This window comes from Streptomyces sp. NBC_01515 (assembly GCF_045040345.1).
Classification (GTDB): Bacteria; Actinomycetota; Actinomycetes; order Streptomycetales; family Streptomycetaceae; genus Streptomyces.
This window is the reverse complement of record NZ_CP109416.1, coordinates 7,050,810-7,066,304: the sequence shown is the minus strand read 5'-3', so window position 1 is coordinate 7,066,304 and position 15,495 is coordinate 7,050,810. Positions and strand designations below refer to the sequence as shown.

16 protein-coding genes are annotated in these 15,495 nt (G+C 67.5%); 10 read left to right on the top strand and 6 right to left on the bottom strand.

The window, feature by feature from the left end; translation table 11 throughout:
* Positions 1-25: 25 nt before the first annotated feature.
* Positions 26-712 carry an ABC transporter ATP-binding protein gene (locus tag OG407_RS32195; RefSeq protein ID WP_405863063.1) on the bottom strand — a complete coding sequence of 229 codons (687 nt, stop codon included), beginning with the start codon at positions 710-712 and terminating at the stop codon, positions 26-28.
* Between the two features lie 138 nt (positions 713-850).
* Positions 851-2,326 (bottom strand): ABC transporter permease, encoded by a 1,476-nt coding sequence (locus OG407_RS32190; RefSeq protein ID WP_405863062.1) that lies wholly within the window; start codon positions 2,324-2,326, stop codon positions 851-853.
* Between the two features lie 344 nt (positions 2,327-2,670).
* Here OG407_RS32190 and OG407_RS32185 point away from each other — a divergent pair, with 344 nt between their 5' ends.
* The 6 genes from OG407_RS32185 (at position 2,671) to OG407_RS32160 (ending at position 10,041) form a co-directional block, all read left to right on the top strand.
* Positions 2,671-3,111, top strand: a complete 441-nt coding sequence (locus tag OG407_RS32185) for a hypothetical protein (protein WP_405868725.1) — start codon at positions 2,671-2,673, stop codon at positions 3,109-3,111.
* The gene (locus OG407_RS32180; protein WP_405863061.1) at positions 3,108-3,803 is read left to right on the top strand and encodes a hypothetical protein; all 696 of its coding nucleotides are present in this window, start codon (positions 3,108-3,110) and stop codon (positions 3,801-3,803) included. The genes OG407_RS32185 and OG407_RS32180 overlap by 4 nt, the downstream gene beginning before the upstream one ends.
* A complete protein-coding gene (locus tag OG407_RS32175) occupies positions 3,803-8,461 on the top strand; it encodes a putative T7SS-secreted protein (RefSeq protein ID WP_405863060.1) in 4,659 nt (1,552 codons plus the stop codon). Before OG407_RS32180 ends, OG407_RS32175 begins: the two co-directional genes overlap by 1 nt.
* The gene (locus tag OG407_RS32170) at positions 8,451-8,948 is read left to right on the top strand and encodes an Imm50 family immunity protein (RefSeq protein WP_405863059.1); all 498 of its coding nucleotides are present in this window, start codon (positions 8,451-8,453) and stop codon (positions 8,946-8,948) included. Before OG407_RS32175 ends, OG407_RS32170 begins: the two co-directional genes overlap by 11 nt.
* Positions 8,938-9,303 (top strand): Imm50 family immunity protein, encoded by a 366-nt coding sequence (locus OG407_RS32165; protein WP_405863058.1) that lies wholly within the window; start codon positions 8,938-8,940, stop codon positions 9,301-9,303. Before OG407_RS32170 ends, OG407_RS32165 begins: the two co-directional genes overlap by 11 nt.
* Positions 9,304-9,474: 171 nt before the next feature.
* Positions 9,475-10,041: a DUF6817 domain-containing protein gene (locus OG407_RS32160; protein ID WP_405863057.1), complete on the top strand. Its 567-nt coding sequence runs from the start codon at positions 9,475-9,477 to the stop codon at positions 10,039-10,041.
* 17 nt (positions 10,042-10,058) lie between these two features.
* Here OG407_RS32160 and OG407_RS32155 read toward each other — a convergent pair whose 3' ends face one another.
* On the bottom strand, positions 10,059-10,436 hold the full coding sequence (locus OG407_RS32155; RefSeq protein ID WP_405863056.1) for an ATP-binding protein: 378 nt from the start codon (positions 10,434-10,436) through the stop codon (positions 10,059-10,061).
* The gene (locus OG407_RS32150; protein WP_033280244.1) at positions 10,433-10,618 is read right to left on the bottom strand and encodes a hypothetical protein; all 186 of its coding nucleotides are present in this window, start codon (positions 10,616-10,618) and stop codon (positions 10,433-10,435) included. The genes OG407_RS32155 and OG407_RS32150 overlap by 4 nt, the downstream gene beginning before the upstream one ends.
* A gap of 112 nt (positions 10,619-10,730) precedes the next feature.
* Between OG407_RS32150 and OG407_RS32145 the strand changes: the two genes are divergently transcribed.
* Together OG407_RS32145 and OG407_RS32140 are read left to right on the top strand one after the other, a co-directional pair.
* Entirely contained in the window at positions 10,731-11,594 is an 864-nt protein-coding gene (locus tag OG407_RS32145; protein ID WP_405868723.1) for a helix-turn-helix domain-containing protein, read from the top strand.
* On the top strand, positions 11,566-11,877 hold the full coding sequence (locus OG407_RS32140; RefSeq protein ID WP_405863055.1) for a DUF397 domain-containing protein: 312 nt from the start codon (positions 11,566-11,568) through the stop codon (positions 11,875-11,877). The genes OG407_RS32145 and OG407_RS32140 overlap by 29 nt, the downstream gene beginning before the upstream one ends.
* 476 nt (positions 11,878-12,353) lie before the next feature.
* Here OG407_RS32140 and OG407_RS32135 read toward each other — a convergent pair whose 3' ends face one another.
* Both OG407_RS32135 and OG407_RS32130 read right to left on the bottom strand, forming a co-directional pair.
* Positions 12,354-13,604 carry an Ig-like domain-containing protein gene (locus OG407_RS32135; protein WP_328679702.1) on the bottom strand — a complete coding sequence of 417 codons (1,251 nt, stop codon included), beginning with the start codon at positions 13,602-13,604 and terminating at the stop codon, positions 12,354-12,356.
* A gap of 221 nt (positions 13,605-13,825) precedes the next feature.
* Positions 13,826-14,179, bottom strand: coding sequence for a hypothetical protein (locus tag OG407_RS32130; protein WP_328679704.1), 354 nt, complete (start codon positions 14,177-14,179; stop codon positions 13,826-13,828).
* A 130-nt stretch (positions 14,180-14,309) separates the two neighbouring features.
* On the opposite strand from OG407_RS32130, the gene OG407_RS32125 reads away from it, so the two are divergent.
* Positions 14,310-14,603 (top strand): LAETG motif-containing sortase-dependent surface protein, encoded by a 294-nt coding sequence (locus OG407_RS32125; protein WP_405868721.1) that lies wholly within the window; start codon positions 14,310-14,312, stop codon positions 14,601-14,603.
* Positions 14,604-14,644: 41 nt separating this feature from the next.
* On the top strand, positions 14,645-15,469 hold the full coding sequence (locus OG407_RS32120; protein ID WP_405863054.1) for a hypothetical protein: 825 nt from the start codon (positions 14,645-14,647) through the stop codon (positions 15,467-15,469).
* Positions 15,470-15,495: the final 26 nt, after the last annotated feature.

The following is a 15,495-nucleotide window of genomic DNA, read 5'->3' as shown; positions in this document are numbered from 1 at the left end:
CGAACTCCCGTGCGTGGAGGCCCAGTTACTTCGACCCGGCGTTCTCCTTCACCGTGATCTTGCCCTTGCGGATGGTGGCGAGACGCGGCGCCTTCTTCGCGATGGCGGAGTCGTGGGTGACCATGATGAAGGTCAGCCCGTGCTCCTTCCACATGCGCTCCAGTACGTCCATGATCTCGTCGCGCATCGACTCGTCGAGGTTGCCGGTCGGCTCGTCCGCGAGCAGCACCTTGGGCTGCTTGACGAGCGCGCGGGCGATGGCGACACGCTGCTGCTGGCCACCGGACATCTCGCCGGGGAGGTGGTTGGCCCGCTCGCCCAGGCCGACCGAGACCAGTGCCTCGGCGGCCCGTTCACGGCGGAGCTTCGCCTTCATGCCGAGCGGTACGAGGGCGGTCTCGACGTTCTCCTGGGCGGTGAGTGTCGGGATCAGGTTGAAGGACTGGAACACGAAGCCGATGTTCTCGCTGCGGACCTTGGTGAGCTTGGCCTCCGACAGCTTCGCCAAGTCGACGCCGTCCAGGACGATTTCGCCCGCGGTGGGGCGGTCGAGGGCGCCGATCATCTGGAGCAGGGTGGACTTGCCGCCGCCGGTGGGCCCCTGGATGACCAGGCGGTCGCCGTCGCCGATGGTGAGGTCGATGCCGTCCAGGGCGTGGACGGTTTCCTTGCCGCGTGAGTAGAGCTTGGTGACGCCTCTTAGTTCGTACATGGGGTAACTCCTGGGTAAGTAAAGGGGGTTGGGCGCCGTCAGTCGTCTGCGGGTCCGTCGTGGCTGGTCGCGCAGTTCCTCGCGCCCCTTCAGGGCGCTGCACCGCTGACCACCACGACGGACCCGTACCGGTGTTGGCTACTCGACTCTGCGCAGGGCGTCCGCCGGGCGGAGTCGGGAGGCGCGCCAGCCGCCGAAGGCGCCGGCGATCAGGCCGCCGGCCACGGCGAGGCCGACCGCGAGGGCGATGGTGGTGGCGTTGACGGGCGCGGTGAGCGCGACGTCGAGGGTCTTGGCCGCGGCCTGCCGGCCGCCGCCGAAGCCACCGCCGCCACCACCGGGTCCGCCGCCCGCCCGGGCACCGCCACCGGCCGTGTTGCCGAGGGACGCCGACAGGGTCGGGCTGATCGCGGTCACGACGTACGCGCCCGCCAGGCCGAGCGCGATACCGAGGACACCGCCGACCAGACCGTTGACGACGGCCTCGCCGACCACCTGCCGGGTCACCCGGCCGGACTTCCAGCCGAGCGCCTTCAGCGTGCCGAACTCCCGCACCCGGCGCGAGACCGCGGACGAGGTGAGCAGCCCGGCGACCAGGAACGCGGCGATCAGGACCGCGATCGACAGCCACTTGCCGACGCTGGTGGCGAGGGAGGAGGCGGTGGACAGGGACCCGGAGACGGTGTCGGCCAGGTCGGCGGACGTGGTGACCGTCGTACCGGAGACGTTGCTCGTGATGGTCTTCTTGACGGCCGAGATCTGCTTGGAGTCGGTCGCCTTGACGTAGATCGTGGTGACCTTGTTCTTGTCACCGCTCAGGGTCTGCGCCTGCGTCAGCGGGACGTACAGGTTGGCCGCCGCGTCGCCGCTGGTCGCGGTGGCGACGCCGATGACCTTGTACTTGACGCTCTTGATGGTGACGGTCGAACCGACCTTGAGCTTCTTCTCCTTGGCGTACGCCGAGTCGGCGACGACGACCTTGGAGTTGGCCTCGGCGGTGGTGAAGGTACGGCCGCTGGTGATCTTCGAGGAGGTCAGCGGGCCGAGCGCGGGCTTGGTGACGTCCGTGCCGTAGACCGAGTACGCGTTGATGTTGAAGTTGGCGCCACCGCCGGTGACCGAGCCCTGCGGTGCGCCGGTGCCACCGCCGCGGTTGCCACCGCCTCCGGTGCTGCCGCTCCCCTGGTTCTGCTGGAACTGGCCGCGGGTGAACTGCCCGTCGACCTTGACGACGTTGAGGCTCAGCCCGCCGACCGCGTCGGAGACGCCCTTCTGCCCCGCCACCTTGGTGACGGTGCTGGAGGCCAGCGTGGTGAAGCCCTGGACCATGACGCGGTCACTGCTCTGCGTCTTGCTGTCGCCGTTGTTGTTGGCGTCGAACTGGAACCGCGGCTGCTGCGAACCGCTGGCCGTGGGCGTGGCCGCCTTGGTGACGGTCATGTCCGTGCCGAGTCCGTACAGCGACTGGAGGACCTTGTCCTGTGCCTTCCCCATGCCGGAGGACACGGAGTTGACCACGATGACCAGCGCAATGCCCAGTGCGAGGCCGGAGGCGACGACGAGGGCCGCTTTTCTGCGGCGGCGCAACTCGCGCCTCAGGTAGGTGAAGAACATGGCCCGCAAGCTAGGTACGGCGCGTGATGATGCCATAAGGCCGACATAAGAGAACGATGAGAAGGCTGTCCGTGGCCAAAGAATGAGCCCAAGCGGGGCTGTCAATGGGGTTGCGCCATATCCCGTTCTACGACGTTTACGGCGCCGCCCGGACCCTGTCCAGGCCCTGCTGAGGCTTTCCGCGTTGCCGTACGCGATGTGCTGGTGTGATGATTTCACCCATGTCTGATCGCGGGGGAAGCGACATGGAGAACGGCGGGGAGGCCGACGGGGAGGCCGGGGCTTCCGAGGCCGCCGGGGAGCCCGGGGGCATACGGCGGTCCCGGTTGCTGGACTACGCGGAGATGGGCGAGCCGGAGTCGCCACCTGCGCCGATCCCCCGCCCCGAGCCCCTGACCAGCGACGACGTCGCGGCGCGCGGGCGGCACGAATTCGCGGTACTGCTGGGCGAGTTCCGCCGTACGGCGGTCCTGGTGCCGACAGATGAGGACGAGGCGCCCCTGGTCGGCGATTTCGGCGGTATCCGGTGGATCTACGCGTTTTCCAACGAGTCGGCGTTGGCGAGGTTCGCGATCGCGAGGGGTGAAGGCGGGCGGGAGTGGCCGTATCAACGGCTGCTGGGGGCCCGCTTGTTGGACGCGACGGTGCCGGCTGTGAGCGCCGTGGGTGTGCCGTGCGGAGTGGCCCTGGATGTGGGTACCGAGGGCGAAGGGGCACTGTTTCCACCGGTGTTGGGCATCGTGCCGGAGGCGGCGGCGCTGGACGCGGAGGGAATACGGGGATGAGCGGGGACGCGGGCGAGGACATCAAGGCGGCCGGGCTCGACGAGATAGCGCAGGGGATCACCCTGGTGCTGGGCGAGTTGAAGGACCTGGGCATCGACAGTCTGGCCGGAGCGGGCCGCGGATTCTCGGAACTCGCCCTCTCGGGGCTGGAGTTGGGCAACGAGGAGTTGCTGTCGGGGTTCACGTCGTTCTGCGAACGCTGGGAGTGGGGCGTGCGCACGCTGGTGATCGAGGGCAACAACTTCGCGACGGGCGTGGGTCTTTCGGCGGGCACGCTGTACGAGACGGACCAGTACGTCCAGGGCACGATGAAGATCGTGGTGAACGCGGGGATGGGCAACCCGTACGCGTCGGAGGACGACGTCACCAAGCAGAGCTGGGGCGACCTGGTGCGCGACAACGAGTACACGGGCGGCGTGGACTACAGCGCCGAGTCGATGGACAAAGCGCTGGACAACAGCGGGCAGGCGTACAAGGACGCGGCGCGGGACGTGATGACCTCGCACACGTTCAGCCCGCTGGGCCCGGGTCTCAACCCGGCCAACCTGGCGAGCGCGGCGGGGCTGAGCGGTGACGAGTACAACGACATGCTCGACGGCCCGTTGGGCCCGTCACCGGAGGAACGGACGAAGGCGGCGGAGGCCGCGCAGGCAGCACAGGAACAGGCTCAGCAGGGCGGGGACGCGGGCTGATGGGCATCGGCGATCTGGTCAACTCCGGCCTGAGCAAGGTCGGCGACGCGGTCGACGCGGGCAAGAAGTTCACGGGCGAGCTGGTCGACAAGGGCACGGACGCCGCCGGCGACGCGCTGGACAAGGTCGGCGCACACGACCTCGCGAACAAGGTCGAGAACGCGGGCGACCGCATCGCCTCGGACCTCGGCGCGACCCCGGGCGAACAACAGTTGGGCCAGAGCGACCAGCCGAAGGACCTCCTCCACGGCGACGCGAAGGCGATCAGGGCGACGGCCAAGCACCTGGCCGACTTCTACACGGCCTTCGACAAGGTCGGCGACGGCATGCGGAGGCTCAACTCGTCGTCCTGGCAAGGCGAAGCGGCGAATGCCTTCCGCGAGAAATTCGCCATGCACCCCACGAAGTGGCTCCAGGCGGCGGACGCCTGCGACGCGGCGGGCAAGGCGCTGTCGTCGTACGCGGAGACAGTGGAGTGGGCGCAGGGGCAGGCGCGGGACGCGATCGATCTGTACGGCCCGGGCAAGAAGGCATCGGACGCGTACAAGGCGGACGTAGCGAAGCACAAGGACGGCGACAAGAAGCAGGAGCCGACGACGGACCCGGGCGCAGCCGTCGTAGAACGCGCCCACGAGATCCTCAACGAGGCCCGCCGCCAACGCGACGAGGCCGCCCGCACGGCCGCGAGCGCGGTCCGCAAGGCCCTGGCCCACGCCCCCGCCGAACCGCCCCCACTCACCCGGCTGAAGGCGGACGCGGTAGACGGCTACCAGGCCGTCAACACGGAGATCCTCCACTTCGACGCCGGCGTGGTGAAGGGCACGGCAGGCATCCTGAACTTCGCCCGCGGCCTCAACCCGATGGACCCGTACAACCTCACGCACCCGGCGGCGTACGTCCAGAACGTCAACATGACGCTGGCGGGCCTGGTTTCGACGGCCGCGCACCCCGAGCGGGCCGCGAAGACGATGCTGGACGACTTCATGAAGGACCCGTCGGAGGGGACGGGACGGCTGATCCCCAACCTCTTCGGCGACGGGGCGGGGCTGGAGGCGGCGTTCGGGCGGGCCGCGCTCAAGGAGGGAATGGAGAGCGCGGTCGAGACGGGGGTGCAGCGGTCGGCGAGGGATGCGGCGGGGGATGCGGCGGAGAACTCGGCCCGGAGCAAGGTCGACGAGAAGCCGCAGGAGCACGACACCACCGACCCGAGCGAGAAGGTCGCCAAGGATCCGACCGACCCCGTCGACCTCACCACCGGCAAGATGTATCTGCCGCAGACGGACGTCACGTTGCCGGGCGCCCTGCCCCTGGTCCTCAAGCGGCGGGTGGAGTCGGGCTACCACTTGGGCCGTTGGTTCGGCCCGTCCTGGGCCTCCACCCTGGACCAGCGCCTGGAGATCGACGCCGAGGGCGTGGTCCTCGTCACCGAGGACGGCCTGCTCCTGGCCTACCCGCACCCGGCCCCCGGCCTCCCCACCCTCCCGAGCCACGGCCCGCGTTGGCCGCTGGACCGCGAGGACGGCGGCTACACGGTCACCGACCCGCGGTCGCGCCGCGTATGGCACTTCACCGACCGCACCGAGAACCTCGCGGTCCTGGAACAGATCGACGACCGCAACGGCAACTGGATCACCTTCGAGTACGACACCGACGGCACCCCGCTCTCCGTCGTCTCCAGCGGCGGCTACGAGGTCCGTGTCACCACGGAGGCGGACCGCGTAACGGCCTTCCAACTTGCCGCCACCGGCGAGGAGTTGAAGCGCTACGGCTACACGGACGGCAACCTGACCGAGGTCACCAACTCCTCCGGCCTCCCCCTGCGCCTCACCTACGACGGCGAGGGCCGCGTCACCTCCTGGACGGACACCAACGACCGCGGCTACACGTACGAGTACGACGACCAGGACCGCTGCGTCGCCGAGGGCGGCACGCACGGCCACATGACCCTGCGCCTCTCCTACGACGAGACGGACCCGGAAACCGGCCACCGGGTGACGACCACGACCACCGGCGAGGGCCACACCCGCCGCTACCTGGTCAACGACGCACGCCAAGTGGTCGCGGAAACAGACCCGTTGGGCGGGGTCACCCGATTCCGACGCGACCGCTACCATCGCCTGCTGTCCCGCACGGACCCGCTCGGCCACACCACGACGTTCCGCTACGACGAGAACGGCAACCTGCTCGCCGCCACCCGCCCCGACGGACGCGAGGCGAGAGCCGAGTACAACGAACTCGGCCTGCCCACAAGGCTGGTGAACCCGGACGGCACGACCGTGCGCCAGTCGTACGACGACCGCGGCAACCGCACCTCGGTGACGGACTCTCAGGGCCACACCACCCACTTCACCTACGACGAGGCGGGCCACCTCACGACGGTGACCGACCCGCTCGGCCGGACCACGACGGTCCACTGCGACCGCACCGGCCTCCCGCTGCGGATCACGAACCCGCTCGGCGGGGTCACCCGCTACGAACGTGACAGTCTCGGCCGATCTGTCACATTCACAGACGCACTGGGTGCGACGACCCGCCTGGAGTGGACGACCGAGGGCCACCTGTCCCGCCGCACGGCACCGGACGGCACGACCGAGTCCTGGAGGTACGACGGCGAGGGCAACTGCACGAGCCACACCGACCCGCTGGGCGGCGTCTCCCGCTTCGAGTACACCCACTTCGACCTGCTGACGGCCCGTACGGGCCCGGACGGGGTGCGCTACGAGTTCGCCCACGACAAGGAACTCAACCTCACCCAGGTCACCAACCCCCAAGGCCTGACCTGGAGTTACGACTACGACGCGGCAGGCCGCCTCGCCACGGAGACGGATTTCGACAACCGTGCCCTCACCTACACCCACGACGAGACAGGCCGCCTGACCACTCGTACGAACGCTCTCGGCCAGACGATCGAGTTCGAACGCAACACACTGGGCCAGGTGATCCGCAAGAACGCAGCCGGCCAAGTCACCACGTACGCCTACGACATGACGGACAAACTAGCCCAGGCGACCGCCCCGGGCACCATCCTGACGGTCCTGCGCGATCGCCACGGCCGCGTCCGCTCCGAGACGGTCGACGACCGTGAACTGGCGTACACCTACGACGAGTTCGGCCGGCGTAAGGCCCGCACAACCCCCTCCGGCGCGACCACGGCATGGACGTACGACGACTCCGGCCGCCGCACCGGAATGACGGCCTCGGGCCGCTCCATCGACTTCACGTACGACGAGGTGGGCCGCGAACTGGCCCGCCAGGTGGGCGAGATGCTCACCCTGGAGCACACCTTCGATGCCCTGGGCCGTCTGACGACCCAGTCGGTCGTCGGCGCGACGGGCACTTCACTCCAGCACCGCGCCTACACCTACCGAGCCGACGGCAACCTGACGGCGATCGACGACCAGCTCTCCGGCACCCGCCGCTTCGACCTGGACGCGGCGGGCCGGGTGACGGCAGTCCACGCGGCGAACTGGACCGAGACGTACGCGTACGACGAGGCAGGCAACCAGACGCAAGCCCACTGGCCGACAGGACACCCGGGCCAGGAGGCAACAGGCGCCCGCACCTACACAGGCACGCGCATCACCCGCGCGGGCAACGTCCGTTACGAACACGACGGCCTGGGCCGGATCACCCTGCGCCAGAGAACCTGCCTCTCCCGCAAGCCGGACACCTGGCGCTACGAGTGGGACGCCGAGGACCGCCTGACGTCGGTGACGACTCCGGACGGGACGTGCTGGCGCTACACGTACGACCCTCTCGGCCGTCGCACGGCGAAGTCCCGCCTGGCCGCCGACGGCGAAACGGTCGTAGAACGCGTGGTGTTCACCTGGGACGGCACCACCCTGTGCGAACAGACCACCTCGTCCCCGGACCTGCCGAACCCGGTCACCCTCACCTGGGACCACCAGGGCCTACGCCCCATCGCCCAAACAGAACGCATCACCGCGGCCGACGCCCCGCAGGACGAGATCGACTCCCGCTTCTTCGCCGTCGTCACCGACCTGGTCGGCACCCCGACCGAACTCATCGACGAACAGGGCGACATCGCCTGGCACACCCGCAGCACCCTGTGGGGCACCACCGCCTGGGCGACCGATAGCAGCACGTACACACCTCTCCGTTTCCCGGGCCAGTACTACGACCCCGAATCCGGGCTCCACTACAACTACTTCCGCCATTACGACCCGGAAACGGCGCGCTACCTCACTCCGGACCCGCTCGGCCTTGCACCCGCTCCGAATCCAGCGACTTACGTAAAAAACCCCACCATCTGGATCGACCCGCTCGGACTGGCCCCTGGATACCCGGAAAAGGTCGGCCGATCTCTCGACGAGACCAAGGCACTCGCATTGCGGGAGGCGGGAATTCCCGAGGGCGCCGAACCTCTGGAGGTGAACCATCATGTTCCGGCCACGACACCGGAATGGCAAGGGTCCAAGCAGCTCATGACCGAGGACCACGAGCCGATCTACTACACGGAAGAGGTGTACGAGCATCCCAACGGGCAGGACCTTGTAGTGTTCCAGGACCACTGGTTCGGACATCAGAAGCCCGGCGAGCCTGGTTATCAGCCCTCGCACGTCCATGTGCGACCGTTCGAGGACACCCGCAATGGACAGATTCCCGGCTGCGAGGAGCATTACTACTATGACCGTTGACGCTTTTCTCGTGAATCGGGAGGTACTGCAGTCGCTCTACGGGAAGGTCCCGGACCTGAGCGAGGTCAGGATCCGTTCGATCAACCTGAACTGGCGCGGTCCCAGTGTGACGCTCCGCGTCGACCTGCCCCGCTTTCCCGACTCCGCACCTCAGGAGTGGATCGACGAGCACATGGACACGGTCCAGTGCCAGTTCCGTTTCCTGGCCGTGGACACCGTCTCCCTGACCGAGTGGGACCCGCCGGCCACGGCCGGAATCGAGATGATCCCCCATGGCACAGAACGACGTATGCGGGTACGGGCCGATGGCCGCGGAGTGAAACTCGAATTCGACTGCAGCGACTCCATCACCGTCGGCCACGTGAGCGCCTTCAGGAAACAGGCGGACGGATCGGACGCCGAGCGGCATCTCTTCACGAGCAAAATCGATGCGTTGCGTCACAACCACCTTCCCGCAATGGATGAGAAGACTTTCTATGAGCGCTGACTGGTTGCAACTCCTCACCTTGCCGGAATCATGCGATCTCTTCTATCTGCACATCGATGAAAGAGAAAACTCGGCGACCCTTGGGTTCGACACAAGAAGTCTCCCCTCGAACCCTCCGGCCGAGTGGGAGGGAAAGGGGTTCAACGCTTTCGAGTACTACCTCGTCTTCGTGGATATCGCGGGGCTACGAGTCACCGGGTGGGGCCCCGCCGAGGCCCGTGAAGTCGACCTGACCGCCCAAGAGGACGGATCGGTCAAGGTTGTACTCGGGACCGAGACATCCGGGGTCAGATTCCAGGCGTCAGCGGTTCGCCTGACCAGGACACGCGGTTACCGCGCCTCAGACACCCCGTGAAGTGACAGCCCGCACCACACACCCGCGTGTCCGTCGGCCCTGGCAGGGTGCTCCGTCCGGAACTTCACCGCGAGATCATACGAGTTCGGTGCCCCGAGCAGCCCACCCCAACTCAGGCCGAAGATGGAATGGGCTCAGTGTTACCGCCCTACCGCGAGAGGATCTCCAGTCATGGCACCGGCCGAGCAGCATCACCTGACGGGTAAGGGACGCGTGGCGATCGAGGCGTTTCTGCGCGATCGGGGAGCTGACCAGATGCCGCATCCCGGTGGCACGTTGCTGGCCCATCTGGGCCGTGTTCAGGGGCTGTTGGCGGACTGGGGGGCGGACGCCGTCGTGCAGACCGCGGGGCTGTGCCATGCGACGTACGGTACGGACGGCTTCGCACCGGCCCTGCTGCCCCTCTCCGAGCGGGCCACGCTCGTCGCGCTGGTCGGTGAACGGACGGAGGCGCTGGTGTACCTCTACGCCAGCTGCGACCGCGGCGCTGTCTACCCTCGCGTCGACGGCACAACCGAGTTCGCCTTCCGGGACCGCTTCACCGGCCGCGAACTCAGCCCACCCGCCGACCAGTTGCGGGCGTTCTTCGACATCACGGCCGCCAACGAACTGGACGTACTGGCCCACAACCCGGAACTGGCCGAGCGTTACGGCCCCGGCCTGCACGCCCTCCTCACCCGCGCGGGCACCCTGCTCTCCCCCGCCGCCCGCGAGGCCGTAGCCCGGCAACTGGGCTGAGTTCAGCTCCGATCACCTCAACAGCCCGTTCCGGCAAGGCTGTTGGTGCCCTCCAGCTCGCACCACACCGTCTTGCGATCCGCCCCCTGCTCTACACCCCACCGCCGAGTCAACGCGTCAAGCAGCGCCATACCTCGGCCGTGTTCGTCCGTCGCGGTCGCCCGGAGCAGCAGGGGCAACGCCCTCGGATCCGGATCGGTGACCTCGATGCGCGTGTGGCCGTCCTCCGTGCCCAGGACTCTGACGGTCACCGGAGTTCCCTCCCCGACGTGGTCGATCACGTTCGTCACCAACTCCGTTGCGCAGAGGCGGACGTCGTAGGTGTGGTGGCGGAGGTGATGGCGCAGTTCCGGTACGGCCTTGGGGGTGGCGAGGAGGCGGAGTTCGAGGGTCACCGTTCCGCCGCCTTCCGCAGTGCGGCGGCGAGTTCGCGGGCGGTGGCGGTGTTGCAGTTCCCGAGCGCGACGAGGCCGGCGTACAGGATGTCCACGCCGAGGGAGGGGAGCGTGATGTCGTGCAGGGCGAGGGCGTCGCGGAGTTCCTCCACGCAGAGGGTTGTGTCGTAGGGGGTGGACATGAACGGGTGCCTCCTGTGCGCTCTGTGACGAACTCCTCACAGACTGGCGTTCCGCTGGCTACCGTAAAAGAGGTTTCGCGTTCGCGACCGGGGCTGCGGAGGAGGGCAAGTGGTGGCACGGGGTAAGGACATCGACGGGTCGATGAGCGTTCCGACCTTCTACGGCAAGGAGTTGAGGTGGAAGCGGGAGGAGGCGGGGCTGTCGTTGGATGCGTTCCTCAAGGGCAGCTTCTACAGCAAGACGTCCCTGAGCGACATTGAGCACGGCGAGCGAAGGATGCCGCTCGATCTGGCCCAGCATGCGGATCAGAAGCTGGGGACGGACGGGTTCTTCGAGCGGAACTGTGAGGTCGTACGGAAGGCGCGGAGGGGACCGCACGCCGCGTACTTCGAGAAGGTCCTGGAGGCGGAGAAGCACGCGGAGTCCATCGAGGAGTGGTGCCCCATCAACATCCCGGGGCTGCTCCAAACCGCCGCGTACGCGCGGACGATGGTCCGGTCGGCTCACCCGGCGGCCTCCGACGAATGGGTCGAGGAGAAGGTGGTGGGCCGCCTCGCCCGTGCCCGTCTCTTCGAGGACGACCACGCCACGCCTGAGTACTGGGCGATCCTGCACGAGTCGTTGCTTGCCGACCCTGTCCTCCCGCCACGGGAGATGGCCGAACAGCTCGACCGGATCGTGGAGTTGGCCGAACGGCGTCGGGTTACTCCGCAGATCGTTCCGCGGACGTGCGGCGCGCATCCTCTGATGGCCGCCTCGATCAAGGTCATGGCCTTCCCGGACGCCCCGCCGTTGATTTACACCGAGGCGTCGTACAGCGGTGACACCATCGACGATCCGGCCCTCGTGAAGCAGTACCGCAAGGCATACGATCGGCTCAGGGCCGTCGCACTGTCACCGGAGGCGTCCCTGGCGATGATCAAGGCAGCGGCAGAGGAATTCCGAAATGGCAAGCAACGGGACCGACTTGAGTGACGCGCTCTGGCTCAAGAGCAGCTACAGCAACGGGGACGGCGGGGACTGCGTAGAGGTCGCCAGCGACTTCCCCGGCGCCGCGCTCTGGCGCAAGTCGAGCTACAGCAACGGGGACGGCGGTAACTGCGTAGAGGTCGCCCACAACCTCCCCGGCCTCGTCCCCGTCCGTGACTCAAAGGCCCCGAACCGCCCCGCCCTCATCCTCACCGCCACCGCTTGGACCCCCTTCATCACCGCGCTCAAGCCCCCTGTTGACGAGTCGGGGTTGCTGCGGGCGCCGTAGCCGGTATCGTCGTCGGAGAAGAGGAACGAGCCCCCGCCACGGCCGGTATCCGTGACAGGGGCTCCAGCTCACCGGGAGCTCAGTGGGAGGCCCCTAGTCCTTCGGGGGGTCTCCCGCTACCGAGTGAGCCACCAGAGCCACCACCTCCTCACATGCTTGGCCCACTTCTCCGGCAGCAACCGGGTGAGCCGACACATGAGAGTCGGTTTCGGCTTTGCATGATGTCCCACAGGCGCGCCTCCCTACCTAGGGAGGCGGCTTTTTTTGTACCCGGAACCGCCTCGCTTCGGGCCGGGCCCCGAGGGGACGGGGCCCGGAAAAGGGAGGCGCGCCCGGAGGCACGTCACATGACGGATATTACCGTCAACTCACCTGCGCCATGCACCACTTGAGCCGGGCAACGCAAAGGCGGTCACCCCCGACCAGGGGCAACCGCCTTCAAGCGAACCGGAGTTGACCGGCGTCGGCGAGTCGGGTCAGACCGCCGAGCCCGCCTTCCACTGCGCCCAGTCCATGTTCCAGCCGTTGAGGCCGTTGTCCGGAGACACCGTCTTGTCGCCGGTGTTGGAGATGACGACCACGTCGCCGACGATCGAGTTGTTGTAGAACCACGCCGCCGGCATGTTCTTGTCGCCCGCGCCCTTCACGTCCTGGAGGCCCACGCAGCCGTGGCTGGTGTTGACGCTGCCGAACACCGAGGGCGAGCCCCAGTAGTTGCCGTGGATGAACGTGCCGGAGCTGGTGAGGCGGATGGCGTGGGGGACGTCCTTGATGTCGTACTCGCCCTTGCCGTCGTCATCCGTGAAACCGACCGTCGCGCCGTTCATACGGGTCTGCGTGAACTTCTCGGACATCACCATCTGGCCGTTGTACGTGGTGTGTTCGGGCGAACCGGCCGAGATCGGGATGGTCTTGACGACCTTGCCGTCCTGCTCGACCTTCATCTGCTTGGTCTTCGCGTCGACGTACGAGACCTGGTTGCGGCCGATGTGGAAGGTGACCGTCTTCTGCTGCACGCCGAAGACACCGGAGGCGCCCTCTACGCCGTCGAGCGCGAGCTTCAGCGTGACGGTGGAGTTCTCCTTCCAGTACTCGTCGGGGCGGCAGTCCATGCGCTGGGTGTTGAACCAGTGGCAGACGACTTCCTGGCCGCTGGTGGAGGTGACCGTGATGCCCTTCTGGACGGCGGCCTTGTTCGTGATCGCCTTGTTGAAGTTGATCGACACCGGCATACCGACGCCGACCGTCGAGCCACCCTCGGGTGTGAAGTTCCCTATGAAGCTGTTGGCCGGGGAGACCGTGGTGAAGGAGGCGTTCTCGTGGGCGGCGAGGCCCGCGGAGTCCTTGGCGGTGGCCGCGACCTTGTACGTGGTCGAGCGGTCCAGCTGCGCGCTGGGCTTCCAGCTGAGCTTGTCGGCGGCGATGGTGCCCGCGACGGCCTTGCCGTCCGCGGTCGTCATCGACACGGCCGTGAGCGTGCCCTTACTGACCGTCACCGCGGCCGAGTTGTTGATGGAGGCGTTGTCCGAACCGTCCGCCGGCGTGATCTTGATCTGCGCCTCGGAGGACTTCTTCGCGGCCGCCTCGTCGGCCTTGGACTGCGAGCTCTGGCTCGAATCGCTCCCGGACGACTTGTCGTCGCTGCCGGAACACGCCGTGAGCACGAGCACACCGCCGAGCAGTGCGGACGCGGCCACAAGACCCTTGCGCCGCTTACTGTCCGTCATCACACGTTTCTCCATCGTTGCCGAATCCCCGAAAACCCCGAGCGCCCCGTTAACCAGTTTCTTAAGAAACCAACGCTACGACTGGTGCGTCCCGTTCCGCTTGTCGCCCACATGTGGGGCACACCACGTCCACCGCACCCACCGTGGCCCTCGGAACCGTATGAGACGAGGAAACCCCGGGCAGCGGTTGCCGCCCGGGGTCACATTCTCCCGCGCACGGCTCAGCCGACCACTGCCACCCCGTCTGCTTCCTCATCGCCGTCGACATCATCCTCGTCGATGTCCCAATCCGGCGAATCCGGGTCGTAGTCGATCTCCTCACTGCTCCACGATGCCTGGGCCAGCTCGACCCCGGGCATCTCACTGACCAGGTCGAACGGGTCCACGAGATAGGCGAGCGCCTCGGCGGTGTCTTCCGTCACAGCGGTCTCGGCGTGCCCGCGCTCGTCGCCGGGCAGCTCGGGATCCTCGGCGATCTTGGCCAGCGCGGCCTTGGTCACGGCGTCCTCGTTCTCGACTTCCAGAACGAGTTCGACACGAAGGCGTACAAAACGTGATGTCTCTGGGGTGCTCATGCCGGGAGCGTACGGCCCACAGCTCCCGTGACTTTCCCGCGACCCGCACAGTTCATTAGCATCGCTCCACACGGCCAATTCGCCAGCGCCACAAGGGGATCGATATTCCGTGTCAACCGCTCGCCGAACGATGCTGACCGCCACCGCCGCGGGCACCCTGCTGGGCGCCCTCTGGTTCGTCCCCTCCGCCAACGCGACGGTGACCGACCAGGCCAGAGTGGAGACTTCGGCGACCCCGACTTCCCAGGTCACCCAGCAGGCACGGGTCACCTCGACGGCCGTCACCGCCTCCGCCCACGACACCCAACTCGCCGACACCGGCAGCCCGAACACCACGCCGTACATCGTCGGCGGCACGGTGTTCCTCGGCCTCGGCGCCGGTTTCGTGGCCTATTCGGTACGACGGGAACGCCTCGGCTTTTAACTTGCTTGACGACTCCTTGACCCAAGCTTCATAGTCCGCTCATGAAGAGATCATCGGGCATACGGCTGTGCGTCACCGTCGCGGTGAGCGCACTGTCGCTGGCCCTCATCACCGGCTGCTCCGACGGCGGTTCGGACGACACCAAGAGCAACGACGGCAAGAGCAACGCCGAAGGCACCGCCAAGAACTCCGCGAAGGCGCTCAGCGCCGCCGAGTTGAAGAAGCTGGCCCTCGTGAAGGGCGATGTCGTCGGCTACGAGGTCGGGTCGGTCGGCAAGACGTACCCCGCGACCAAGAGCGCCGTCACCGTCGACAAGGCGCAGTGCCGGCCGCTGGCCTGGGCCATGGCCGGGCAGGCGCCCGGCGACGCCGCCGGGGCCACGAACAGGATGGTCACCGAGGCGAAGAAGCCCTCCTCCAGCCCTTCCAAGTCCGTGGAGGACATGACCGAGGAGGAGTTCGACGACGCGTTCGGTGCGGCACTGGACCGTACGACCACCGTCGTCGGACTGTCCTCGTACGACGGCGACGGCGCGGAGAAGGCGTTCAAGTCCGTCTCCGACGGGGTGAAGAGCTGCTCCGGCGGCTTCACCATCGCCTCGGGCAAGGACGGCAAGGACAGCCAGAAGTACACCGGGATCGCGGCCGAGAAGGCGTCCGACACCGGTGACGAGTCGGTGGCGTTCGGCGCGAGCGCCGTGATGGAGGACTCCGGCGGCGAGACGGGCACCGTGCACACCGAGGTGGTGCGCCACGGCAGCACCCTCGTCACGTACTACACGGTCAACCTCGGCGCCCTGATGTCGGCCAAGGCCTACGACGTGCCGTCGGCCGTGATCGACGCCCAGGCCGCCAAGCTCAAGTGACCGACGAGGCACCGCCGTTGGCGGAC